The 23,374-nt window shown below is 70.5% G+C and carries 18 protein-coding genes and 1 pseudogene; 7 read left to right on the forward strand and 12 right to left on the reverse strand.

The window, feature by feature from the left end:
• Positions 1–17: 17 nt before the first annotated feature.
• Complete coding sequence (locus QH270_RS16610) at positions 18–875, reverse strand: DUF1266 domain-containing protein (RefSeq protein WP_280343042.1); 858 nt, start codon at positions 873–875, stop codon at positions 18–20.
• Positions 876–937: 62 nt separating this feature from the next.
• Here QH270_RS16610 and QH270_RS16615 point away from each other — a divergent pair, with 62 nt between their 5' ends.
• The 3 genes from QH270_RS16615 (at position 938) to QH270_RS16625 (ending at position 4,112) form a co-directional block, all read left to right on the forward strand.
• Positions 938–1,210, forward strand: coding sequence for a DUF2277 domain-containing protein (locus tag QH270_RS16615; protein ID WP_110041402.1), 273 nt, complete (start codon positions 938–940; stop codon positions 1,208–1,210).
• 77 nt (positions 1,211–1,287) lie between these two features.
• On the forward strand, positions 1,288–2,838 hold the full coding sequence (locus QH270_RS16620) for an aldehyde dehydrogenase family protein (protein WP_280343044.1): 1,551 nt from the start codon (positions 1,288–1,290) through the stop codon (positions 2,836–2,838).
• Between the two features lie 377 nt (positions 2,839–3,215).
• The gene (locus QH270_RS16625) at positions 3,216–4,112 is read left to right on the forward strand and encodes a LysR family transcriptional regulator (protein WP_280343046.1); all 897 of its coding nucleotides are present in this window, start codon (positions 3,216–3,218) and stop codon (positions 4,110–4,112) included.
• Here QH270_RS16625 and QH270_RS16630 read toward each other — a convergent pair.
• Positions 4,109–5,443: an amidase gene (locus QH270_RS16630; RefSeq protein ID WP_280343095.1), complete on the reverse strand. Its 1,335-nt coding sequence runs from the start codon at positions 5,441–5,443 to the stop codon at positions 4,109–4,111. The genes QH270_RS16625 and QH270_RS16630 overlap by 4 nt on opposite strands.
• A 196-nt stretch (positions 5,444–5,639) precedes the next feature.
• Here QH270_RS16630 and QH270_RS16635 point away from each other — a divergent pair.
• Positions 5,640–8,046 (forward strand): annotated as a pseudogene (locus QH270_RS16635) (serine/threonine-protein kinase).
• Between the two features lie 97 nt (positions 8,047–8,143).
• Positions 8,144–10,057 carry a serine/threonine-protein kinase gene (locus QH270_RS16640; protein WP_280343097.1) on the forward strand — a complete coding sequence of 638 codons (1,914 nt, stop codon included), beginning with the start codon at positions 8,144–8,146 and terminating at the stop codon, positions 10,055–10,057.
• 3 nt (positions 10,058–10,060) lie between these two features.
• Here the strand turns inward: QH270_RS16640 and QH270_RS16645 are convergent, their stop codons facing one another.
• Complete coding sequence (locus QH270_RS16645) at positions 10,061–10,891, reverse strand: SDR family NAD(P)-dependent oxidoreductase (RefSeq protein ID WP_280343048.1); 831 nt, start codon at positions 10,889–10,891, stop codon at positions 10,061–10,063.
• Positions 10,892–11,012: 121 nt separating this feature from the next.
• Here QH270_RS16645 and QH270_RS16650 point away from each other — a divergent pair, with 121 nt between their 5' ends.
• The gene (locus QH270_RS16650; protein ID WP_280343051.1) at positions 11,013–11,609 is read left to right on the forward strand and encodes a TetR/AcrR family transcriptional regulator; all 597 of its coding nucleotides are present in this window, start codon (positions 11,013–11,015) and stop codon (positions 11,607–11,609) included.
• Here QH270_RS16650 and hpt read toward each other — a convergent pair.
• The 4 genes from hpt to QH270_RS16670 form a co-directional block, all read right to left on the reverse strand.
• The gene (gene hpt, locus QH270_RS16655; RefSeq protein WP_110041409.1) at positions 11,606–12,157 is read right to left on the reverse strand and encodes a hypoxanthine phosphoribosyltransferase; all 552 of its coding nucleotides are present in this window, start codon (positions 12,155–12,157) and stop codon (positions 11,606–11,608) included. The two genes, QH270_RS16650 and hpt, sit on opposite strands and share 4 nt — an antisense overlap.
• Before the next feature lie 21 nt (positions 12,158–12,178).
• Positions 12,179–13,189 carry a tRNA lysidine(34) synthetase TilS gene (gene tilS / locus QH270_RS16660; protein WP_280343100.1) on the reverse strand — a complete coding sequence of 337 codons (1,011 nt, stop codon included), beginning with the start codon at positions 13,187–13,189 and terminating at the stop codon, positions 12,179–12,181.
• A gap of 200 nt (positions 13,190–13,389) precedes the next feature.
• Positions 13,390–14,448, reverse strand: a complete 1,059-nt coding sequence (locus QH270_RS16665; RefSeq protein WP_280343053.1) for a zinc-dependent metalloprotease — start codon at positions 14,446–14,448, stop codon at positions 13,390–13,392.
• Positions 14,449–14,460: 12 nt separating this feature from the next.
• Positions 14,461–15,909 (reverse strand): D-alanyl-D-alanine carboxypeptidase/D-alanyl-D-alanine-endopeptidase, encoded by a 1,449-nt coding sequence (locus QH270_RS16670; protein WP_280343057.1) that lies wholly within the window; start codon positions 15,907–15,909, stop codon positions 14,461–14,463.
• Positions 15,910–16,071: 162 nt separating this feature from the next.
• Here QH270_RS16670 and QH270_RS16675 point away from each other — a divergent pair, with 162 nt between their 5' ends.
• Positions 16,072–16,560 (forward strand): inorganic diphosphatase, encoded by a 489-nt coding sequence (locus tag QH270_RS16675; protein ID WP_110041413.1) that lies wholly within the window; start codon positions 16,072–16,074, stop codon positions 16,558–16,560.
• Positions 16,561–16,753: 193 nt separating this feature from the next.
• On the opposite strand, the gene QH270_RS16680 is transcribed toward QH270_RS16675, so the two are convergent.
• From QH270_RS16680 to QH270_RS16700, 5 genes are all read right to left on the reverse strand, one after another.
• Complete coding sequence (locus QH270_RS16680) at positions 16,754–19,717, reverse strand: AfsR/SARP family transcriptional regulator (protein WP_280343060.1); 2,964 nt, start codon at positions 19,715–19,717, stop codon at positions 16,754–16,756.
• A 122-nt stretch (positions 19,718–19,839) separates the two neighbouring features.
• Positions 19,840–20,067 carry a hypothetical protein gene (locus QH270_RS16685; RefSeq protein ID WP_110041415.1) on the reverse strand — a complete coding sequence of 76 codons (228 nt, stop codon included), beginning with the start codon at positions 20,065–20,067 and terminating at the stop codon, positions 19,840–19,842.
• A 121-nt stretch (positions 20,068–20,188) separates the two neighbouring features.
• Positions 20,189–21,868, reverse strand: a complete 1,680-nt coding sequence (locus QH270_RS16690; protein ID WP_280343063.1) for an MDR family MFS transporter — start codon at positions 21,866–21,868, stop codon at positions 20,189–20,191.
• The gene (locus QH270_RS16695) at positions 21,865–22,359 is read right to left on the reverse strand and encodes a MarR family winged helix-turn-helix transcriptional regulator (protein ID WP_280343065.1); all 495 of its coding nucleotides are present in this window, start codon (positions 22,357–22,359) and stop codon (positions 21,865–21,867) included. Before QH270_RS16695 ends, QH270_RS16690 begins: the two co-directional genes overlap by 4 nt.
• A gap of 90 nt (positions 22,360–22,449) precedes the next feature.
• The gene (locus tag QH270_RS16700) at positions 22,450–23,271 is read right to left on the reverse strand and encodes a crotonase/enoyl-CoA hydratase family protein (RefSeq protein WP_280343068.1); all 822 of its coding nucleotides are present in this window, start codon (positions 23,269–23,271) and stop codon (positions 22,450–22,452) included.
• Between the last annotated feature and the right edge of the window lie 103 nt (positions 23,272–23,374).

Genomic DNA, 23,374 nt, shown 5'->3' on the forward strand with positions numbered 1-23,374 from the left:
GCCGAACCGAACCGGGCTCAGTTCGGTTCGGTCACCTCGGCGTCCGTCTTCTGCTCGGGCTCGTTGAGTTCGATCCGGCGCCACGGGCTGGTCGGACGGGTCCACAGGCGCAGCAGTTCCATCCGGCGGTCGACTCCGCCGTTCTTCAGTTCGGCCAGGTCCTCGGTGGCCTGCCAGTAGGTCCAGCCCGCCAGGTAGGCGTCACCGAACTGGCGCCAGTTGCGGTAGCGGCGCTGGGCGGGCGGGAGCGCGCGCATGACGTACTCCCAGGCCACGTCGGCTTCGAGATAGCCGGCGGTGAACGCCATCCTGGCGACGGCGACGACGCGAGCCAGGTCCCAGGCGTGGATGTCGTTGGGCAGCGGCCGGGCCAGGTGCTCGGTGAAACCGATCTTGATGGCCTGCGCCCAGATGTCGTAGTCGCGGACCAGCGCCTCCGGGTTGTCCATCCCCCGAAACGAGCCGACCTGACGGAGGAAGGCGCGGTGCCGGTCGGCGCGTTCACCGAAACGGTCGCGTTCGCTGGCGTTGATGGAGGCCATCACCAGCGGATGCACCAGCGCGTAGAGCGGTGCGTGCATGCCTTCGAGCAACTGTTCCATCGACGCGCGGGCCTCGGTGCCGTCGGTGATGCCCCACGCGCCGGTCAGCGTGTCGATGGCCAGTTCACGGCGGTCGCCGAGGGGATGCTCGCGTTCGGGGCCGAGCAGCATGGCGTCGTGGAAGGCGTCCCAGCGGGTGGAGTAGAAGGCACCCAGCGCCAGTGCGCGCAGTTCGTCGTCGCTCACGCCGGCGCCGGACCAGTGGTCTTCCTCGCGCTCGTCCAGCTCCGGATACGGAAAGGTGGTCAGCGCTGGTACTCCCCTGGCAGGCATGGGGCCGAGTCTAGTGCCGCGGATGCCTCGCGTGACCTGTCACACAGGTCTATGGTTCTGACATGTGTAGAAATATCACCGTCTTGCGTGGTCTGGAGCCTGCCGCCACCGAGCAGGAGATCTACGCTGCCGCCTTGCAATATGTGCGCAAAGTCGGCGGCATCTCCGGGCTGAGCAGCACCACCAAGCCCGCCGTCGACAAGGCCGTCGCCGCCATCGCCGCCGCGACGACCACACTGCTCGCCGAACTCCCCGATCGCCGGGTGCCGCCGCCCACCGAGCCGCCGCTGCGCCGGATCGCCGCCAGGGACGCCGCCGCGCAAGAAGCCGGATAGATCCGGGTCGGTCGGGTCCGTTCTGTGCAACGCTGTAGTTGGTGAACTGAAGCACACAACGCAGTGGGAGCACTCCAGTGACTGAACTCGACCAGACCGCGGCCGTGATCGAAGTACGCAATCCGGCGACCGGTGCACGCACCGGCACCGTCCCGATCGTCGAGCCGGACGATGTCGCGGCGGCGGTTCGTGAATTGCGCCTGTACCAGCCCGAATGGGAGGCGATCGGCCCGGAGGGCCGCAAACGCTGGCTGCTGAAGATGCAGGACTGGCTGATCGACAACACCGAGCAGCTCGCCGAGGTGTTGCAGTCCGAGACGGCCAAGCCGCGCGTCGACGCGCTCATCGATCCCGCCTTCGCGGTCGACCTGCTCGGCTACTACGCGCGCCGCGCCGGGAAGTTCCTCGCCGACGAGCACCCGTCCCCGCACAGCCCGCTGGCCAGGGTGAAGTCGCTGACCGTCGCCTACCGCCCGTATCCGGTGGTCGGGGTGATCACCCCGTGGAACTTCCCGCTGGCGATGCCCGCGATCGACGTGTTCCCCGCGCTGGCCGCAGGCGCCGCGGTGATCCTGAAGCCGTCGGAGGTCACGCCGCTGTCGGCGGTGGAGCTGGCGCGCGGCTGGGCGGAGATCGGCGCTCCGCCGGTGTTCAAGGTGGTCACCGGCGCGGGTGCGACCGGCGCCGCCGTCGTCGAGAACGCCGACTACATCCAATTCACCGGGTCGACCGCGACCGGTCGCAAGATCGCCGCCGCCTGCGCGGAGCGCATGGTGCCCTACAGCCTCGAGCTGGGCGGTAAGGATCCGGCGATCGTGCTGGCCGACGCCGATATCGACCGCGCCGCGCACGGCATCGCCTTCGGCGGGATGTTCAACGCCGGCCAGGTGTGCATCTCGGTGGAGCGCGTCTACGTGGAGGCTCCGGTCTACGACGAGTTCGTCGCCAAGCTCACCGACGCGGTGGCGGCGCTGCGCCAGGGCGCCGACGGTCGCGCGTCGAAGCACGACGTGGGCGCGCTGGCCAACGAGAACCAGGTGCGGATCGTGCAGCGCCACGTCGACGAGGCGGTCGCCGCGGGCGCGCGGGTCACCACGGGTGGCAAGCGCACGGGCATCGGCACCTTCTTCGAGCCGACCGTGCTGGTCGACGTGGACCATTCGATGTCCTGTGTCGCCGAGGAGACCTTCGGTCCGACCCTGCCGGTGATGAAGGTGGCCGACGAGGCCGAGGCGATCCGGCTGGCCAACGATTCGATCTACGGCCTGTCGGCCTCGGTCTGGACCGGCGACAAGGCCCGCGGCGAGCGGGTGGCCAGGCAGCTGAACGTGGGCGCGGTGAACATCAACGACGTGTTCGCCAACCTGTTCAACCCGGCGATGCCGATGGGCGGCTGGGGCCTGTCCGGGGTCGGCGCGCGCTGGGGTGGCGCGGCCGGTGTGCGCAAGTACTGCCGCGCGCAGGCGATGACCAAGCCGAAGCTGCCGACCATGAGCAAGGAATTGTTCTGGTACCCGTACGACATGAACAAGCTGGTCGTCGCGGTGGCGGCGATGCGGGCGGCGGGCGCGCGCGGCATCCGCCGGATCGACCTGCCCGCGGTGCTGCGGTTGAAGAAGGAGCGGTAGCCGCGAATCCGGGCGTGGCTACCGCTCGTCGCGCCCGGATTCCCCGCCCCAAAACCTGTTTGTGACGAATATCACTAGTCGATCTTGACGACGGCGAGAACAGTGGTCAGCGGTACGTTTTGCCGCGCGAACCCCACCGCGAAGCGCCCGCGACGACGCGCGAATTCCTGTGAGCCCGGCCGCATTTTTGCTGGTCAAACGCCCAGCCCGAGGCGCGTCCGCGGCCGGCGCACAACAATGACGCCTCAATGATGCAGTGCAACATGCCAGGCCATATGCTGTCCGATACCAACCTGGTGACTGTTTTGATCCACCTACGCGAACTTCCTTGCCCGTTTTGGCTGGAATTTCCCGACCGATTCTGATAGCAAGGTGCTATGGACCCGCATTTGCGCGATCTGCGGTATTTCGTCGCCGTCGCTGAGGAACTGCATTTCACCAACGCCGCCCAGCGGCTGCACATCGCTCAGCCGACGCTCTCCCGCCAGATCCGCCAGCTCGAACGCCAGCTCGACGTGGTCCTGTTCGACCGCAACCAGCGCAGTGTCGCCCTCACCGTCGCCGGTAAGGAACTACTCGAAGGCGCACGCAAGATCCTGGAACTCTGGGAGGTCACCAACGTCTCCCTGCAGGAGGCCGGAGAGGTGCTGCGCGTGGGAATCCAGTCCGCGCTCGGCCGAGGTCTGCTCAACGACCTGGAGAGCGCCAGCGGCCATCGACTGGCCCTGCACGCCGCCTCCTGGAACGACCCGTCCAGCGGCCTCGCCGGCCGCCAGGCCGACCTGGCCCTGGTGTGGCTGCCGCTGCCCGACCCCAACCGCTACCGCTGGCAGGTGCTGCGGACCGAGCCGCGCTGGGTCCTGCTGCCGGAGAACCACGCGCTCGCCGAGCAGGAAGCGATCGATTTCGCCGACCTGCTCGACGAGCCGTTCATCGCCCTGCCCACCGAGGCGGGCGCGGTGCGCGACTTCTGGCTCGGCAACGACGCCCGCGGCGGCCGCGCCGCCAAGATCGGCGCCGAGGCGGCCACTCCCGAGGACAAGCTCGAGGCCGTGAGCCTCGGCCTCGGCGTGTGCCTGCTGGCGGAGAACAATGTGCCGATGTACCGCTGGCCCGGCCTGACCGCGCGTCCGGTCACCGGGCTGTCCCCGTGCGAGCTGGCGGTGGCCTGGCGGGCCGACGACACCCGCCCGACCATCCTGGAATTCGCCGGGCGCGCCGTCGACGGCGGGTTCTCCGAGCCGCAGCCGCAGCCGCAGGCCATCGCGGTCTAGTTCGTCAGCTCCAGTTGGGCGGCGAGGCCGAGCAAGGTGGCCTCGCTGCCCGGCGGGCCTGCCAGCTGCGCCGCCAGCGGGGTGTGCGCCTCGGGATGGGTGCCCATCGGCACCGACGCTGCGGGCCAGCCGAGCAGATTCCAGACGCCGGTGAAGGGCGCGTAGCGGGCCGAGGCGAGGACGTTCGCGGCCCAGCCGCGCTTGCTCCACCGCCTGGCTTTCGGTGGCGGCGCGGCGAGCGTCGGGGTGATCACCACGTCGAAGTTCTCGAAGAAGTCGACCATGCCCGCTTCGATCCGGTCGACCTGGCTCGGCCGGACCAGGCGCAGCCTGCGGATCATCCTGCCCACCGCCAGGTGCCGCCTGGTTCGGCGTTGCAGCAGTTCGGGATTCGGCAGCCGCTCGGCGTCGGCCAGTCCGACGCTCGGCCAGCGCAGCAGCATGGCGAGCGCGGCATCGCCGTAGGGCAGCTCGATCGGTTCCACCAGGTGTCCGGCCGCCGCCGCCCGCGCGCCCGCGGTGCGCGCCGCCGCCGTCCAGTGCCGATCCATCCGGACCAGCCGCGACGGCGGAGCCACGGCCAGTCCGATGCGTAGTCGGTGTGGGGCGCGTAGCTCGGCCAGGTCGGAGCGTTCGGCCAGCACCGACAGGACCAGCGCCGCGTCGGACACCGTCGTCGCCAGCACGCCGTTCTCGGCCATGCCTGCCCACGAGTCGGCGCCGATCCCGGCGGGCACCACCTGTCGACCCGGCTTGATCCCGAAGACACCGCACGCCGCGGCGGGGACCCGGATGGAGCCGAGCCCGTCGTTGCCGTGCGCGATCGGCACCAGCCCCGCGGCCACCGCAGCGGCCGCGCCACCGGAGGAGCCACCGGCGGATCGCCCGACATCGCGCGGATTGCGGGTGACGGTGCCGTCCTCGTCGGTGGTGGCCCACAGGCCGAGCTCGGGCATCGCCGTCACCCCGACGACGATCGCCCCCGCGGCCCGCAGCCGCGCCACCACCGGATGATCGGCCGTAACCGGGTCGGTCGAGGTCGCCGCCGAGCCCGTACGCGTGGGCACCCCGGCGACCCCGATGTTCTGCTTCACCGCCACCGGAACCCCGGCCAGCGGCAGCTCGTCCAGATCGTCGCGGGCGGCCAGTTCCAGTGCCTCCGCGCGCGCCTGTTCGGCGCGGACGACGGTGAACGCGTTGATCTTTCGATTCTCCGACGCGATGCGCGTCAATGCCTCGGTCACCACGTCGACGGGCGTGATCGTGCCCGCGCGTACCCGGGCGGCCAGCGCCGCCGCCGGGCCGCCGATGGGATAGGCCTGGGCACCCATCGTCACCTCAGCGTCTGTCACGCCGTCGTCGTCGACGGACTCCCATGCTACCGCTGTGAGGTCTTCGTGCATCTGCGGATTCGCCCCCGTCGCATGGTCTCGAGATTCGGGTGATCTGCCGTGAATGCGCAAGTTATCATTCGGAGAGGGCTCGGGGGCCGATGGTGTCGGTGTGGCGCGAACCTTAGGTCGGTGGATGAGCAAGAACACCGGAAACGGCGACCTGCCCGACGGTCGGTCGACGAATGTGCGCGGCGACATGGTCGAAGCGTTCGCCGAAGCGTGGGGTTCCGCGGCCGGGCGTCCACCCGAGATCGCCGAATTCCTCCCCGACGCGCGCACCCTGCGCAGACAGGCGCTGCACGAGCTGATCCGCGTCGACCTGCGCAATCGCTGGCTGCATCACGCCGGCGCCGACATCCCACGCAAACGCCTCGACACCTACTGCGCCGAGTTCCCCGAACTCGACCGGGCGACGCTGCCCGCGGGGCTGGTGTTCGAGGAGTTCGTGATCCGCAGGCACAGCGGCGAGCGCGTCGACCCCCGTGAGTGCCTACGCGAATACCCGGACCAGGCGTCGAGCCTGCGCGGGCTGCTCAACACCGACGAACTCGAACAGAGCACACACCGCGCCGACGCGACCGTGAACCATCCGGGCGAGGAGACTCGTACTACTGAGGTGACCACGCCCGAGCTCGATCTCACCGCGACAGCGACGTCGGCGGCGACCGCCGCCGACTCCTCGCCGGGTGTGTTCGCGCCGCTGGACCGCATCGAGATCGGCCAGCGCATCGACGATTTCGAATTGCTCACCGGACTCGGCACCGGCGCGTTCGCCCGGGTCTTCCTGGCCAGGCAGCGCTCGATGCAGCGACTGGTGGCGGTGAAGATCTCCGCCGATCGCGGCACCGAGCCACAGACCCTGGCCCAGCTCGACCACGACTACATCGTGCGCGTCTTCGATCAGCGGCTGCTCGACACCGGCGCAGCGCCCTCGGACAAGCGCAGGCTGCGGCTGCTGTACATGCAGTTCCTGCCCGGCGGCACCCTGCTCGGCCTGCTGCGCTGGGTCCGCGCGACCCCACCCGCCGAACGCAGCGGCAAACTGCTGCTCGACGCGGTCGACGCGGCCATGGAGGAGAAGGGCGAGATCCGGCCGACCGACTCGAGCGTGCGTGCCGAGCTGGCCGAGCTGACCTGGCCGGAAACCGTCGCCTGGCTGGGCAGGCGCCTGGCCGAGGCCCTGGACTACGCCGCCGCGCACGGCGTACTGCACCGTGACGTGAAACCGGCGAACGTGCTGCTCACCGCCGAGGGCGTGCCGAAGCTGGCCGACTTCAACATCAGCTTCAGCCGGGAGGTCGAGGGCACCAGCCCGGTGTCGTACTTCGGTGGCTCGCTGTCGTACATGTCGCCCGAGCAGCTGGAGGCCTGTCATCCCGGCCTGTCCCGTTCGGCCGGCGACCTGGACACCCGCTCCGACATGTACTCCCTCGGCGTCGTCCTGTGGGAACTGCTCACCGGCGCCAAACCGTTCGACGACAACACCGCCACGGCCGCGGGCAGCGGCGACGAGACCCCCCTCGAGGCGATGCTGGAACGGGGCCCCCCCGGGGGGGCGGGGGGGGGGCGGCCCCCCCGGCGCGCCCCCCGCCCCCCCCCCCCCCCCCCCCCCCCCCCCCCCCGCCGGGCCCCCCCGCGTCCTGCTCACCTGCCTGGAACCCGATCGCGACCGCCGCTGGCCCGACGGCGCGGTGCTGGCCAAGCAGTTCGACCTGTGCCTGGACGAGCGCGCGCGCAACCTCGTCGACCCGCCGCCGACGAGCTGGCAGTTCCGGTGGCGCCGGGTGCCGTTGCTGGTGATGGTGCTCGCCGTCGGGGTGCCGAACGCGCTGGCGTCCTGGTACAACATCGTGCACAACCAGCAGCTGGTGGTGAGCAGGCTCAGCGAGACCGCGCAGCAGTCGTTCGTGGTGATCACCGCCGGGGTGAATCTGGTGTTCTTCCCGCTGGGCACCGTCGTCCTGCTGTACCTGGCGCGCTTCGTGCTGTCGGTGCCGCGCGGCATGCGGCACGGGAAACGCTACGACCCGCCGACGCTACGCCGGACTAGACACGACACCCTGCGGCTGGGCGATCAGTTCGTCATCGTCGCGTTCTCGCTGTGGGCGATCTCCGGGATCACCTTCCCGATCGCGCTGCGCCTGTCGTCGGGGGATGTGCCGAGCCGCGCCGTTGTCCACTTCCTCGCGTCGCTGCTGGTGTGCGGCGCGATCGCGGTGGCCTATCCGTTCTTCCTGGTGACGTTCTATCTGGTGCGCTGCATCTATCCGATCTTCCTGCGGCACGGCGAGATCAGCGTCGACGACGGCGTCTGGCTGCGCGCGCTCACCCGCCGCTGCACCTGGTACCTGGCCATCGCGGCCTCGGTGCCACTGCTCGCGGTCGCCGGCGTCACGTTCCTGCCACCCGACGACATCGCGCACGTGATCGTCGCGGTGCGGGTGCTCTGCGTCGGCGGCATCGTCGCCTTCATCGGCTCCTACCTGCTGTTCCGTGCACTGGAGGCCGACCTCGCCGCCCTCGAGCGAGTTGTCAGCTGATCGGATGAACCACGGCCGAGTTCGGCCCGTACCACCGTCCGTGAGCCCGACGAGTACCACCGAAGCGACCAGGCCCGCACTCGACCGCACCGCCGACATGCACCCGACCGATCGCCGTGAACTCGACCGGATCGAGGTCGGCGGCCGGATCGGTGATTTCGAACTGCTCACCGAACTGGGATCGGGCTCGTTCGCACGGGTCTTCCTGGCCAGGCAACGGTCGATGCAGCGGCTGGTGGCGGTGAAGATCTCGGCCGACAGCGGCGACGAGCCGCAGACCCTCGCTCAGCTCGACCACGATTACATCGTGCGGGTTTTCGATCAGGACACCATCGACTCGCCCGTAGCCGATTCCCCGGATCTGCGCCTGCTGTACATGCAGTTCCTCCCCGGCGGCACCTTGCTCGGCGTCCTGCGCTGGGTGCGCGCGACGCCGCCCGCCGAACGCAGCGGCCGGTTGCTGCTCGACGCGGTCGACTCCGCGATGACCGAGAAGGGGGAGATCCGGCCGACCGATTCGGCCGTGCGCGCCGAGATCGCGGGGTTGAGCTGGCCGGAGACCGTCGCGTGGCTGGGCAGCAAACTGGCTGCCGCGCTCGGCTACGCCGCGGGTAAGGGGGTGCTGCACCGCGACGTGAAACCGGCCAATGTCCTGCTCACCGCCGAAGGCGTGCCCAAGCTCGCCGACTTCAACATCAGCTACAACCGCGCGGTCGCCGAAAGCTGCCCGGCCGCCTACTTCGGCGGATCGCTGACCTACATGTCGCCCGAACAGCTCGAAGCCGCGCACCCCGGCTGTCCCCGCACCGCCGCCGACCTCGACACCCGCGCCGATATCTACTCTCTCGGCGTGCTGCTGTGGGAATTGCTCACCGGCAACAAACCTTTCGACGACACGATCGGCATCGGCGCCGTGGCGCGGTCCGCGTTTCTCGCCGACAGTCCATCGGCCGTCACCGCGACGGCGCCACCGCGCACCACCGCTGCCCAGCCCGACGCGGTCGGCGCCTTCGCGTTGGGAGCGGCACTCCGACTCCGGAACGCGGGTGTACCACGGGAAGCGTTGGACCGTGTGCCCGCCGACTGCCCGCCGGCGTTGCTGCGAGTCCTGCTGACGTGCCTGGCCATCGATCGTGCTGACCGCTGGGCCGACGGTGGCGTGCTGGCGATGCAATTCGAGCTGTGCCTGGACGAGCACGCCCGCGGACTCACCGATCCCCCGCCGAGAAGCTGGCGAATCCGGTTGCGGCCGTACCTGTTTCTGATCCTGGCGCTGTCGATCGCGGTCCCGAATGTGCTGGCCGCCTACTACCAGCGTGAGCTGAACACGGCGCTGATCCACAGCCGGCTCGATCCGTCCACCCGCGCGGCGCAGCGCGATGTCTCCGACCTCACCAATCTGATCTTCTTCTCCGCGGGTGGCGCGACCCTGATCTACCTGGGACGACGACTGTTGACGATTCCGCGCAGGCTCCGCGCGGGCGTCGCCTGCGCACCGGCGGCGCTCGAGCGCGCCCGCCGGGACTGTCTCCGGTTCGGCCACCTGGCCGTCGCGGTGGTGTTCGCGCTCTGGGTCGCCGCCGCGGTGATCTACGCGGTCACGATCGGGGTGGCCGACGGAGCGCTGCCGGTACGCGTCGCGGTGCACCTGCTGCTGGTGGCCGCGATCTGCGCCGCTGTCGCCATGACCTATCCGCTCTTCCTGATCACGCTGTACCTGGTGCGCTGCGTCTATCCGCTGTTTCTGCACCACGGCAGGGACTTTCGCGACGACGGCCGATCGCTGCTCGCGCTGGCCGAGAGGTGCCGTCGGTACCTGGTTGTCGCGGCGTCGATTCCGCTGCTTGTTGTCGCCAGCGCCACGTTTCTGCCCGTCCCGGACCTGTTGACGACGATCACCCCGCTCCGCACGATCTGTGTGGGCGGGGTGATCGGTTTCGTGTTCTCCTATGTCGTGTTCCGGCTCATCGAGGCGGATATCCGCGCCCTGCTGCGCGTCGTCGGAACCTGATCCTCAACCCGCCTGCCTGCTCAACCGCTCCCACTTCGCGAGTTCGGCGGTGCGGGCGGCGGTCAGGTCGGCGACCATGTCGTAGGCGGCGTCGCCGAGGATGACGCGCTTGGGCGGCTCGGCCATGTCGACGATGCGCAACACCACCTCGGCGGCCAGGGCGGGGTCGGCGTCCTTCGATTCGCTCCACATCTGCTCGAGCCAGGCGCGCAGTTCGGCGTAGGCGGGGTTCTGCTCGGTCATGGTGAGTCCGCTGGTGAACAGGCCGGTCTCGTAGCCGCCGGGCTGCAGGATGGTGACGGCGATGCCGAAGCGTTCGACCTCCATGGCCAGCGCCTCGGTCATGGCGTCGAGGGCCGCCTTGCCCGCGCCGTACACGCCGGTCGCCGCGAAGCCGCCCGCCGAGCCCATCGAGGAGACCTGCAGGATGTGGCCGGAGCCCTGCTCGCGCAGCAGCGGCACCACCGCCTGACTCACCCACAGCGCGCCGAAGAAGTTGACGTCGAGGTGGTCGCGGGCCTGCCGCTCGGTGACTTCCTCGAGCATGCCGAGGACGACGCCGCCCGCGTTGTTGACGACCACATCGAGCCTGCCGAACACGTCGAAGGCCTTGCGCGCCCCGGCGAAGACGGCGGCGCGGTCGGCGACATCGAGCGGGAAGGTGACCAGTCTGCCGTCGGCGGCGGCGACCAGATCGGCCAGCGGGCCGACGTCGCGGGCGACGCCGACGACGCGGTCACCGGCCGCGAGCGCGGCTTCGGCGAAGGCCCGGCCGAGCCCTCGCGAGGCGCCGGTGATGAACCAGCTGCGGGTTTCGTCGGCTGCGCGGGTCATGCGAGTCTCCTTCAGGTGCAACGAGACGGTTCGTCTCGATTCGATGTTCCCAAGGATGCGCCGCTTTCGAGCAGCTGTCAAGACGCAACGTCTCGTTTCAATTCGGGCTAGACTCGCGCCCATGGCACGAACCCCGGACAGCACCCGCCGCAGCGAGCGGTCCCGGTCGGCGATCCTGAGCGCGACCCGCGAACTCATCGGGGAGGTCGCCTACGCGAAGCTGACCATCGAGGCCATCGCCGCCCGCGCCGGCGTCGGCAAGCAGACGATCTACCGCTGGTGGCCGTCCAAGGGCGCGGTGGTCTTCGACGCGATCCTCGCGCAGAGCGCGGACGCGGAAGGTGTCATCGAGCTGCCCGACACCGGCGACATCGCCGCCGACCTGAAGACGGTGCTCCGCGCGACGGTCGCGGAGTTCGCCGACCCCGCGTTCGACGCGCCCATCCGCGCGGTGCTCACCGAGGTCATCAACGACCCGGGGCTCGCCGCGCAGTATCGCGAGCAACTGGAGCAGCCGGTGCACGCCGCCAAGGTCCGGCGGCTGGCGAAGGCACAGCACGCCGGTCAGATCCGAGCCGACGCCGATCTGGATCTGCTGGTCGACCTGCTGTACGGGCCGATCACGCAACGCTGGCTCCCGCGCTCCGGCCCGCTCGACGAAGCCTTCGCCGACGCGCTGGTCGACTCGGTACTACGCGCGTTCGCGCCGACCGGCTAGGAGTAGACCTTCGGGTCCAGGGTGCCGATGTAGGGCAGGTCGCGGTAGCGCTCGGCGTAGTCGAGGCCGTAGCCGACGACGAACTCGTTCGGGATGTCGAAGCCCACGTGCGCGACCTCCACGGGCGTGCGCAGCGCGTCGGGCTTGCGGAGCAGGGTCACCACTTCGAGCGAGGCCGGGTTGCGGGTGGCCAGGTTGCGCAGCAGCCAGGACAGGGTCAGGCCGGAGTCGATGATGTCCTCGACGATCAGCACATTGCGTCCGGCGATGTCCTTGTCCAGGTCCTTCATGATGCGCACGACACCGGAGGACGAGGTGGACGAACCGTAGGACGACACGGCCATGAACTCGAGCTGCGTGGGGATCGGCAGGGCCCTGGCGAAATCGGTCATGAAGAAGATCGCGCCCTTGAGGACACCGATCAGCAGGAGGTCGCCTTCGGGCGCGTCCGGCGGGTACCGCTTGGCGACCAGTTCGGCAAGTTCCTCGATCTTGGCCTTGATCTGGTCTTCGGTGATCAGCACCGAAGCGATGTCGTCTCCGTACACGGAAGTGGGTGTCCCTTCGTGTTATGTGGCATCGAGACGCGGCTGCGCGCGTACCGTCAGCGTGCCATGCTCGCGCGCCACGACCAACCTGTGGTCCCTGCCGCCACCCGCCACAGCGACCCCGCCCTGCCCGCGCCAGTCGCTCACCAGCTCGTCGATCGCCTGTAAATGGGCGTTCAGCAACCCGCCGACCCCCTGTTCGGCGAGCCACGCCCGGATCGTCCTTCGTCGCAGGGCCGCGGGCGCAGTGGTCAGGATCTCGATCGAGAGGGTGGGCCGATCACTGTCGGCGGGGCCACTGTCCCGGTGGGAGCGCGCCGCGCGCAGGAGGTCGGTGGTGAGGGCGTCGAGCACCTCACCGTCGTCGCGCAGCTGGTCCGCGGTGCGGGCCAGTGCCTGCGCCACACCACCGCCGAGCACGTCCTCGAGCAGCGGCAACACCTCGGTGCGCACGCGCACACGGGTGTAGGCCGGGTCGAGATTGTGCGGGTCCTCCCACGGTTCGATCCCGAGGTCGACGCACATCTGCCGCGTCTGCGCCCGCCGCACGCCCAGCAACGGCCGCCCCCACGGTTCGTTCCACGCCGCCATCCCGTGGATCGACCGCCCACCCGACCCACGCGCCAGCCCGAGCAGCACGGTCTCGGCCTGATCGTCGAGCGTGTGCCCGAGCAGCACCGGCCGCCCCGCCCGCACGGATTCCAGCGCCGCGTACCGAGCCGCCCGCGCCGCCGCCTCCGCGCCTCCATCACGCCCGACCTCGACCGGAACGACCACCGCGTCCACACAGCCCAGCGCCAGCGCCTGCGCGGCCGCCCCCGCGGCCACCTCCCCCGACCCGCCCTGCAACTGATGGTCGACCACCACGGCCGTCACCGCCCCCGCCTCCACGACAGCGGCCGCGACCAACGCCAGCGAGTCCGCCCCACCCGAGAGCCCGACGACCACGGGCACTCGCCTACCCCGCGCGGCGACCCAGTCCCGCACACCCCGGCGCACGGCCAACACCGCAGGGGTCTCCGGCAGCCGCACCGTCACCGACCGGCCTCTGTCGCCGGATCGTCGACATCCGGGTTCCGGGTCGAACCCCGGCGACGTAGCGCCGCCATGATCGCGCACACCGGCATCCTCATGCGAGCAGGCTACCGAGATCGACCACGAAGACGGCGGTCGCACAGCGCTCGGGTGACTACGCCATGGCCACCGACACAGTGCTCGTCGCGCGGGCCCGGCTACAGCACCCGCGCGATCCAGCGTTCCGGGTGATCCACCTCGTCCAGGCGCGGCAGCGTCTCCGCGTTCGTCCACACGGTGTTGAACTCCGCGACGCCCACCCGCTCGACCACGGCGTCGACGAACTTCTTGCCGCGCACGTACTGGGCGACCTTCGCGTCCACGCCGAGCAGGGCGCGCAGCAGGCGCTGGATGGGGTTGGTGGGCTTCTTCCTGCGCTGGTCGAAGGCCGCGCGGATGTCGGCGACCGTCGGCACCACGGCGGGTCCGACGGCGTCCATCACGTGATCGGCGTGTCCTTCGAGCAGGGTGCCCAGCATCAGCAGCCGGTCGAGTGCTTCACGCTGCGGCGGCGCCTGCGCGGCACGCAGCAGGCCGACGACGCCGCGGCTGTTGGGATCGTCGGCGTTCTCGCCGGTGCGCCGGGCCTTCACCTCGGTGAGCAGGCGGCCGAGCAGCTCGCTCATCGGTTCCTCGCCGACCTCGCTGAGGATGTCCACATTGGCGCGCATGTAATCGGCCAGCCACGGCGCCGAGGAGAACTGCACGCGGTGGGTCACCTCGTGCAGGCAGACCCACAGCCGGAAGTCCGAGGGATCGACGCCGAGCGCCCGCTCGACGTGCAGGATGTTGGGCGCGACCAGCAGCAGCGTGCCGTCCTCGCCGGTGAAGGGGTCGTACTGGCCGAGGATCGCGGTCGACAGGAACGCGAGCATCGTCCCGGCCTGGATGCCTGCCGGTTTGCCGACGAGCTTGCCGGTGGCGCTGGTGGCCTCGGTGCCGGTGAGCACGGCCATCGAATCCGCGGCGGCGGAGATCCAGCCCGCCCGGTCGACGATCCTGGCCTCGGGCACCGGCCGGTCGTCGAGCAGCCCGCTCACTTCGCGCACCGGCCCCTCGGCCCGCACCGAGGCCTCGGCGAGTTCGGCGACGATCTGTTCGGCGCTCCGGCGCGAGGTGCGCGGTCCGGCGGGCGCGAGCACGGCGCCGGTGCGGGCGGCCAGCCGCCAGTCCACCGCGCCGCTGAAGCCGGCGTTCGTGCGCTTGTCCTCGGTCATCGCCACCCGCTCTCAGTTGCAACCGCAGTCGCGCAGGGCGCCCGCCACCGCGTCGAGGGCGGGCCTGCTGACCTCCGGCAGCCGGTCGTTGGACATGAGCGCGAAGGTCAATACCCGGCCGTCACGGTCGAGCACATATCCGACCAACGCGCTGGCGACGCTCAGAGTTCCGGTCTTGGCCCGCACCCACCCCGCGCCCTGGCGATTCTGGGTGACGAAGCGCGGCGCGAGCGTGCCGGTGCCACCGGCGACGGGCAGGTCGTCGAGCAGCGGCGCGAGAGCCGCTGCGCGCGGATCGGTTTCGGGCCTGGCCTGGGTGCCCGCGGGGACGACGGCGGCGGTGCCGGTGGGTTCGGCCGCGGTGGCCACGATCGAGTCGAGCAGGCGCGGCGGCACCCGATCGTCGACCGAGAGGCCGCTGTTGTCGGCCAGATGCAGTCCGCTGACGTCGAATCCGGCGCTGGTCAGCGCGGCGGCGGTGGCCGCGACGGCGCCGGCGAAGGACGCCTCGTGCCCGGTGGCCACGGCCAGTTCGCGGCCGATGGTCTCGGCGAGCACATTGTCGGAGTGGATCATCATGTCGTGCAGGCGGACTCGCAGCGGCGCCGACTCCACCTTCGCGATCTCCACGCCGGTGCGGTCGGCCGGACCGACCCGCACCGCGCCCGGATCGACACCGAGCGCGGCGGCCAGTGCCCGGCCCGCGTCCAGCGCGGGGGTCGAGGTGCGCGGCGAGTAGTCGGCGGTGTGATCGAAGCGGCCGCCGTCGAGCATGATCGGCTCGATGGGGGTGATCGAGCCCTCGGGGATGTCGATCGGGTCCCAGCCCGAGGCCATGGTCGGCCCGGTGTAGGCGGTGGTGTCGACGACGATCGCGGTGGCCTGTCTGCCCGCGGCCTTGATCTGCGCGGCCAGGTCGGCGATGCGGGGGCCGTCGGTGTAGTAGCCGCCGTCGGTGGTGTTGGTCAGCGTCGGGTCGCCCCCGGCGACGAGCACCAGTTCCCCCGGCGCGCCCGCGATGACCTTGGTGGCCACCCGCTGGTCATCGGGCAGGGTGAGCAGCGCGGCGGCCGTGAGCATGATCTTGGCGGTCGAGGAGGGGATCATGGCCTTGGCGGGATCCTGGCTCCACAGCACCGTGCCGCTGGTGGGGTCGGTCACCTGCCCGGCGAACGCGCCGAGATCGGGGCTGCCGACCACCGGCGCGAGCGCGGCGGCGATCCCGGCCACCGTCGGGGCGGGCGCGTCCGACCTGGCCGGGGCGACCGCGGCGGCGGGCAGTTCGGTGCTCGGTGCGTCCGCGATCGTGAGCCCGCCGTGCCGGAATTCCGGGGTCCACGGCTGGGCGATCGCGGCGAAACCCCCGGCGATCAGCAACAACGCCACCACCACCGCGGACAGCCAGATCCAGCGGGTGCCGCGCGAGCGCGGTCCCGAATTCTCATCGCTTCGACCGATCACGCCCGTCGCTCTCCCTCAACGCCGTCCGACACTGCTCGACTGCGCGCCTTGGCCGCCTGCCGCACCGGTGTACCAGCACACCACACTATCCTCGTTGCGCAACGGTTCCCCAGAACGATCTGGCGATTCGGCTACGACAAGCACTCGAAGCAAGGAGATGGCGTGGAGTTCGACGTCACCATCGAGATCCCCAAGGGCTCTCGGAACAAGTACGAGGTCGATCACGAGAGCGGCCGGGTCAAGCTCGACCGGTACCTGTACACCTCCATGGGCTACCCGGCCGACTACGGCTTCATCGAGAACACCCTCGGCGAGGACGGCGATCCGCTGGACGCGCTGGTGCTGCTGCCGGAGTCGGTGTTCCCCGGTGTGATCGTCGAGGCGCGTCCGGTCGGCGTGTACCGCATGACCGACGAGGCGGGCGGCGACGACAAGGTGCTGTGCGTGCCCGCGGGCGACCCCCGCTGGGATCACATCCAGGACCTGTCCGACGTCTCGGAGTTCGAGCTGTCCGCGATCAAGCACTTCTTCGAGCGGTACAAGGATCTCGAGCCGGGCAAGTACGTGCAGGGTTCGGAGTGGCTGAACCGCGCCGAGGCCGAGAAGATCATCGACGAGTCCTTCGCGCGGCTGAAGGAATCCGGCCACTGAGCCGAGCTCGTACGAGAAACGGGAAGTCCGAACCTGGTTCGGGCTTCCCGTTCTCGTTACCCGGTCCGGGCCGCCGACCCCCCGGCGACGACGCGGCTCGCCTGCGCGAATACCGGTGTACGTAACCCAATCTATCGCGTGAACACAGGTGTTCGCCACCGCCGCAACCCGATTCGGGGCCGCGATGATGCCGCTATGACGCCGCGATGATGTCGCGACGGGCACGCACCGCGGCGAGGTGGTCGTGCAGCAGCGCCAGCACCGGCGCCTCCAGCTCGGCGTCGAGGCGCTCGTGGGTGAGGTGGGGATCCTGCATCGACTCGAACGCCTCCGCCGCCGCGAGGAACGACTCCTCCGCCGCGGCGGGGCTGCCGATCGCCTGCTTGATCAGCCCCTGCAAGACCAGGACCCGCGCCCTGGTCAGCGGGCCGATGGCCCGGGTGAGCACCTCGATCGCCTCGTCGACGACCGGCTCGGCCTCCGGCGCCCGGCCCGCCATCAGCAGCACGTGCGCCAGCCGCGACAGCGCCCAGCCCAGCCGCAGTTCGATCCCGCCGACCCGCGCCGAGGCCACCGCCTCCGCGCACAACCGCACCCCCTCGGCCGTCTCGCCCTGATAGGCCAGGGTGACGCCGAGTTCGTGGGTGGCCATCACCGCCAGCGACCGATTGCCCAGCTCCGCCGCCAGCGCCTTGGCCGTGATCGCGCGTTCGCGGGCCGCCGCGTACTCGCCCGCGTCGGAGAGCGTCTTCACCTCGTGCACCAGGCACGCGCATTCGATGGCGCGGTCGCCGATCCGCCTGGCCAGCCGGATCGCCCTGGCCGAATGCGCGAGCGGTGCGGCCGTCTCGGTCCCGCGCCGGGTCGAGGACGACAGCAGCTGCGCCGCGAACGCGGTGAGCCTGGCGTCGCTGATGGTGCCGCGATCCAGCGACAGCGCGATGCGCTGGTGGTCGCGCCCCTGCCGCAGCGCACCCAGCGAATAGGCGAACAGCGCGCCGAGGGCGACCCGCACCCGGCACTCCACCGAGCGATCACCGGTGCGCAGCGCGGCGTCGAGCAGTTCCTCCAGTGCCCGCGCGACTTCCAGGCAGTTCGCGCCGCCGTCGATGAGTTCGGCGGTGGCCCAGGCGATGTCGGCGGCAGGAGCCAGCACCGGCCCGCCGGTCTTGGCACACTGGCGATACAACGAGACCAGGTTGTGGCGCTGCTCGACGAGCCAGGCCTGGGCGGCGTGCTCGTCGGCGAAACGGATGCCCGGCGCCGTGGTCGGGCGTAGGTGCTCGGGCAACCGGGTACCCGGATTGCACACGGCCACCGTGTGTTTCACCGTGGCCAGATAGAAGTCGAGCAGCCTGCGCAGCGCGGTGAGCGGCGGATCCGACTGCCCGGTGGACGGCAGTTCCCTGGCGAACAGACGCAGCAGGTCGTGATAGGTGTAGCGCCCCGGCGCGGTGGTCTCCAGCAGATTCAGATCCACCAGGTCCTCACACACCTGCTCGGCGTCGAGCACGTCGACACCGAGCACCGCCGCCGCGCCCTCGGTGCAGATCTCGCCGACCTCGGGCACCGCGAGCATCCGGAAGGCCCGCGCGTGCCCGGCGTCGAGCTGGTCGTAGCTGATCCGGAAGGCCAGTTCCACCGCGAGTTCCCCGGTACGCAGCACGCTGAGCCGCTGCTCGGTGTCGCGCAGCCGCTCGGCCAGGGTGTGTACGGTCCAGGCCGGGCGCGCGGCGAGCCTGGCCCCGACGATCCGCACCGCGAGCGGCAACCCGCCACACGCGCGCAGCACCGCGGCGACGGCCTCTGGTTCGGCGGCGATCCGGCACGGTCCCGCGATGCCCGCCAGCAGCCTGTGCGCCTCGGCGTCGGTGAGCACATCGAGGCGGACCGCGGTGTTGCCCGGCAGTTCGGGCAGCGCCGACCGGCTGGTGACCAGCACGGCCGACCCAGGTGTGCCGGGGATCAGCGGCACGATCTGGTCCACCGAGCGAGCGTTGTCGAGGACGACGAGCACCCGCTTGCCGTCGAGCCTGCTGCGGAACTGGGCGGCCCGTTCGGCGGCGCCACCGGCGAGTTCGCCCTCCTGCACGCCGAGCGCGCGCAGGAAGTCGCCGAGGGTGTCGGCGGCGGTCGCCCCACCCGCGCGGTCGGCGGCGAAGCCGTGCAGGTCGACGTGTAGTTGCCCGTCGGGGAACCGATCACGCACCCGATGCGCGACGTGCACGGCCAGCGCGCTCTTGCCGATCCCGCCCATGCCGCCGATCGTGCAGACCGGCACCCCGGTGCCGCCGGCGGTGAGCCGCTCGACGAGCAGGTCGACCACATCGCCGCGCCCGGTGAAGTCGACGACGTCGGCGGGCAACTGGGCCACCCGCTGCGGCACCCGTGGCCGCGGCGGCGCGGCGGGCGGCGCCAGCTCGCCGGCGAGGATGCGCCGGTGCAGCTCGGCGAGCTCGGGCCCGGGCTCGATGCCGAGCTGCTCGACCAGGTCGCGGCGGGTGTCGGCGTAGACGCGCAGCGCCTCGGCCTGCCTGCCGGAGTGGTAGAGCGCCGTCATCAGCAGGCCACGCGGCCGCTCCCGCAGGGGATGTTCGGCGCACAGCGGAGTGAGTTCGGCGACGGCCTCGGCGTAGCGGCCGCGTCGCAGGTCCAGTTCGGCGCGCTGTTCGAGCAGGAGCAGGCGCCGGTCGGTGAGGTGGGTGCGCTGCCGCTCGGCGAAGGGTCCGGGCAGACCCGCCAGCGGCGTCGCGGTCCAGTACCGCAGCGCGGCCTCGATCGCCTCGCGCGCGGCGCCGGGATCGGCGGTGTGCAGCCCGCCCAGCAGCTCGTCGACCTGTTCGATGTCGACGCAGCCCGCGGGCACTCGCAGCGCGTAGCCGCCACCGAGGGCCACCAGCACGCTCGGCGGCGCGCCCGCCGCGCGCTCGGGTTCCAGCACCCGGCGCAGATGCAGGATGTGGTTGCGCAGCGCGCCGACGGCGCTGGCGGTGGGGTTCTCGCCCCAGACGTCGTCGATGAGTTCGTCGACGGTCGCCGATCGGCCGGTCCGCAGCAGCAACGCGGCCAGGAGAGCGCGCTGCTGCCGGGAACCGAGGTCGAGCTCGGTCCCACCGCGCCAGGCACGGATCTCACCGAGCACGGCGAACTTCAGCATGCGGACAAATCTCTCTCCGGGGGAACTCAGACCGACAATCTAGCCAATTGCCCAGCATCCGGTCCCACCGAACGCGGGAAGGGGCACCCGGCGCTCGGCCGGATGCCCCTTCCCGCGGGTGACTAGTACCAGATGTAGAGGTCCCAGCCGTCCCAGTATTCGACGCACTCCCAGTAGTAGCCGCCCGTGTAGGACGACTCGCCGTCCGCCCGGCAGGCGGCGAGGGTCGCGTAGGTGCCGTAGTAGGTGCCCTCCGGTCCCGCGGATGCCGTGCCCGCGGCGACCGTCGACACCCCGGCGACGGTCGCCAGGGCCAGCAGTCCGGCGGCGATGGTGTTTTTGATGCGCATTTCGGGTACTCCTCTGTGTTCGTTTTCGACGTAACGAACGCTATGGACCCGGCCGCCCCGAAACAGCCACCCCTAGGGGGACTTTCACCCCACCATGGGCACTTCCACCTTCACCACCTGTTCAGCTCGGCTCGGCGGTGTCCTCCCGCCGGCCCGCCGCCTGGATGCCGCCCTGCATACGCAGCGGCACTTCCTTCCAGAACAGCACCAGGATCAGGGCGAGCAGCGCGACGCCGGTCGCGGCCAGGAACACCGTCGACATCGCGTCGGCGAAGCCCACCTGGAACGGCTCGGCCAGCGTCGGATCCAGCTGCTGGATGATCGAGCTGTCGCTCAGTACCGTGCCCGCGGCCGAGGTGTCGTGGGCCAGCAGGCCTTTCGCCAGCGCGGCGTCGGCGGGATTGGCGCTCTGCGCGCCCGCGATCACCGCCTGCTGATAGGTGGGATCGCTCGCCGCCCGCTCCATCTGCTCGGTGATGTTCGGGGTGAGCAGGGAGAACAGGATCGACAGGAACACCGCGGCGCCGAGCGTGCCGCCGATCTGCCGGAAGAACGTCGCCGACGCGGTGGAGACGCCCATGTCCTTGGGCGGCAACGCGTTCTGCAGGGCCAGGGTCAGCGGCTGCATCAGATTGCCGAGGCCGAAGCCGGTGATTCCCATGAACACCATCGCCAGCCACAGCGGACTCGTCGCGTCGAGCAGGTGCAGCAGGAACAGCCCGGCGGTCAGCGTCGCCGCGCCGATCACCGGAAACACCCGGTAGCGGCCGGTTTTGGAGATCAACCGGCCCGACAGGATGGAACCGAGCATCAGCCCGAGCACCAGCGGCAGCATCTGCAGGCCCGCCTCGGTGGGCCCGGCGCCACGCACGACCTGCAGATACTGCGGCAGCAGCAGCATGCCGCCGAACATGGCCGAGCCGACGACGAACGAGATCACCACGCCGAGCGCGAAGGTGCCGTTGCCGAAGATGCGCAGCGGGATCAGCGCGGCATCACCCATCACCTTCTCCACCGCGACGAAACCGGCGAGACCGAGCGCGCCGATGACGTAGCAGACCACCGACCCCGTACTGCCCCAGCCCCATTCGCGCCCCTGCTCGGCGACGATCAGCAGCGGTACCAGTCCGATCGCGAGGATCACCGCGCCGGCGAAGTCGATCCGATGGGTGGCGTGCGGCGTGCGCGGCAGCTTCAGCACCCTGGTCACCACCACCAGCGCGAGCAGGCCGAGCGGCACGTTCACCAGGAACACCCAGCGCCAGCCGGTCACGCCGAGAATGACGTCCTGCCCGGCGAGCAGACCGCCGAGCACCGGGCCGAGCACGCTCGAGATCCCGAACACCGCGAGGAAATAGCCCTGGTAGCGGGCCCGTTCGCGCGGGCTGATGATGTCGCCCGTGATGGCCAGCGCCAGCGACATCAGGCCACCGGCGCCGAGCCCCTGGAAGGCACGGAAGGCCGCGAGCTGGTACATCGAGGTGGCCAGCGTGCACAGCAGCGAGCCGAGGACGAACAGCCCGATCGCGGTGAGGAAGAACGGCTTTCGGCCGAACATGTCCGAGAGCTTGCCGTAGAGCGGGGTGCTGATCGTGGCGGTGATCAGGTAGGCCGTGGTCGCCCAGGCCTGTAGCGAATAGCCGTGCAGGTCGTCGGCGATGGTGCGGATGGAGGTCGACACGATCGTCTGATCGAGCGAGGCCAGCAGCATGCCGAGCATCAGCCCGGACAGGATGGTCAGGATCTGGCGGTGCGTGAAGCCAGCGGGCGACTCCGTCCCCTGATCGACGGTGGTCGTCACGAATCGCTCTCCCTCGCGGTGGCGCTCAGCTCGGGCGACCGGGTCAGCGACGGGCGGGCCGCGTCGTAGTCGGCGACGAAGCGGGTCAGCAGCGCCGCGAAGGCCGCGCGGTCCTCGCTCGACCAGTCCTCGGTGACGACCGCGATCGACTCGCGGCGCCTGGCCCGGATCCGGTCGGCGGTCTCGCGGCCCGCGTCGGTCGCCTCGAGCACCGTGGCGCGGCCGTCCTCGGGGTCGGCGGTGCGGCGCACCAGCCCCCGCTCCACCAGGGGGGCGACCTGCCTGCTCACCGTCGACGCGTCCGAATGGACCGCCTCGGCGAGCGCGCCCGAGCGCATCGGACCGTCACAGACCAGCCGGAACAGCACGACGAAACCCGCCGGGTCGATGCCGGAATGGTCCTTGATCTGGGCCAGGGCCCGATCGCGGAGCCGGTGCAGCCGGACGAGCTGGATCGCGATCGCGTCGATCGCGGGCTCGTGCTCACTCACGTCGAATCACCTTTACTTGCATCAATCAAATAGTTGTGTGATGCAAGTATGTAGACAGAACGGCTGCCGAGGCAACCGTTTGAACCGCCTTTACTCGCCCTTGAACTCGGGCGCGCGCTTCTGGAACACCGCCGTGATGGCCTCGGTGAGGTCCTTCGACGGCAGGAACGCCGCGTTCCAGGTCGACACGTAGCGCAGGCCGTCGGCCACCGCCGGGGCCGTCCGGTGCTCCAGCACGTCCTTGATGCCCTGCACGACCAGCGGCGGATTGTCGGCGATCTCGCGCGCCATCGCGTGCGCGGCCGCGACCACGGCCTCCTGATCGTCGAACACCTCGTTGACCAGGCCCATCCGCTCGGCCCGCGCCGCGTCGATGTCCTTGGCGGTGAAGGCCAGCTCGCGCAGGTTGCCCTCGCCGATGATGCCGGGCAGGCGCTGCAGCGAACCGATGTCGGCGACGATCGCCACCTTCGCCTCGCGCAGGCTGAACTTGGCGTCCGCACTGGCCAGGCGGATATCGGCGGCGGCGATCAGGTCCAGCCCGCCGCCGATGCACCAGCCCGAGACGGCGGCGATCACCGGCTTGGTGCACTCGGCGACCGCGGTCACCGAATCCTGCATGGCGCGGACCACCTTGAGGAACTCGGTGCGCGGTGCCGCCTTCGCGTCGTCGGCCAGCACGGGTGCGAGCATTCCGCCCATCGCGGCCAGGTCGAGCCCGAACGAGAAGTGCTTGCCCGCGCCGGTGAGAACGACGGCGCGCACCTGCGCGTCGGCGTCGAGCTCGCGGAAGATCTCCGGCAGCTCGCGCCAGAAATCGGGTCCCATCGCGTTGCCCTTACCCGGCCCGGTCAGTGTGACCTGGGCAACGTGGTCGGCGATCTCGACGGTGAAGGCCTGCCAATCAGTCATGCGACGAGTTTATTGGCGCTGGGTCAGCTGTGCGCGCGTGCCCTGCCCCGCACCCCGAATTCCCACTCCCCCGGCATCTTTCCCGCAATCCACCTACTCTGGA

Source organism: Nocardia neocaledoniensis, assembly GCF_029868625.1.
Taxonomy (GTDB): domain Bacteria; phylum Actinomycetota; class Actinomycetes; order Mycobacteriales; family Mycobacteriaceae; genus Nocardia; species Nocardia neocaledoniensis_A.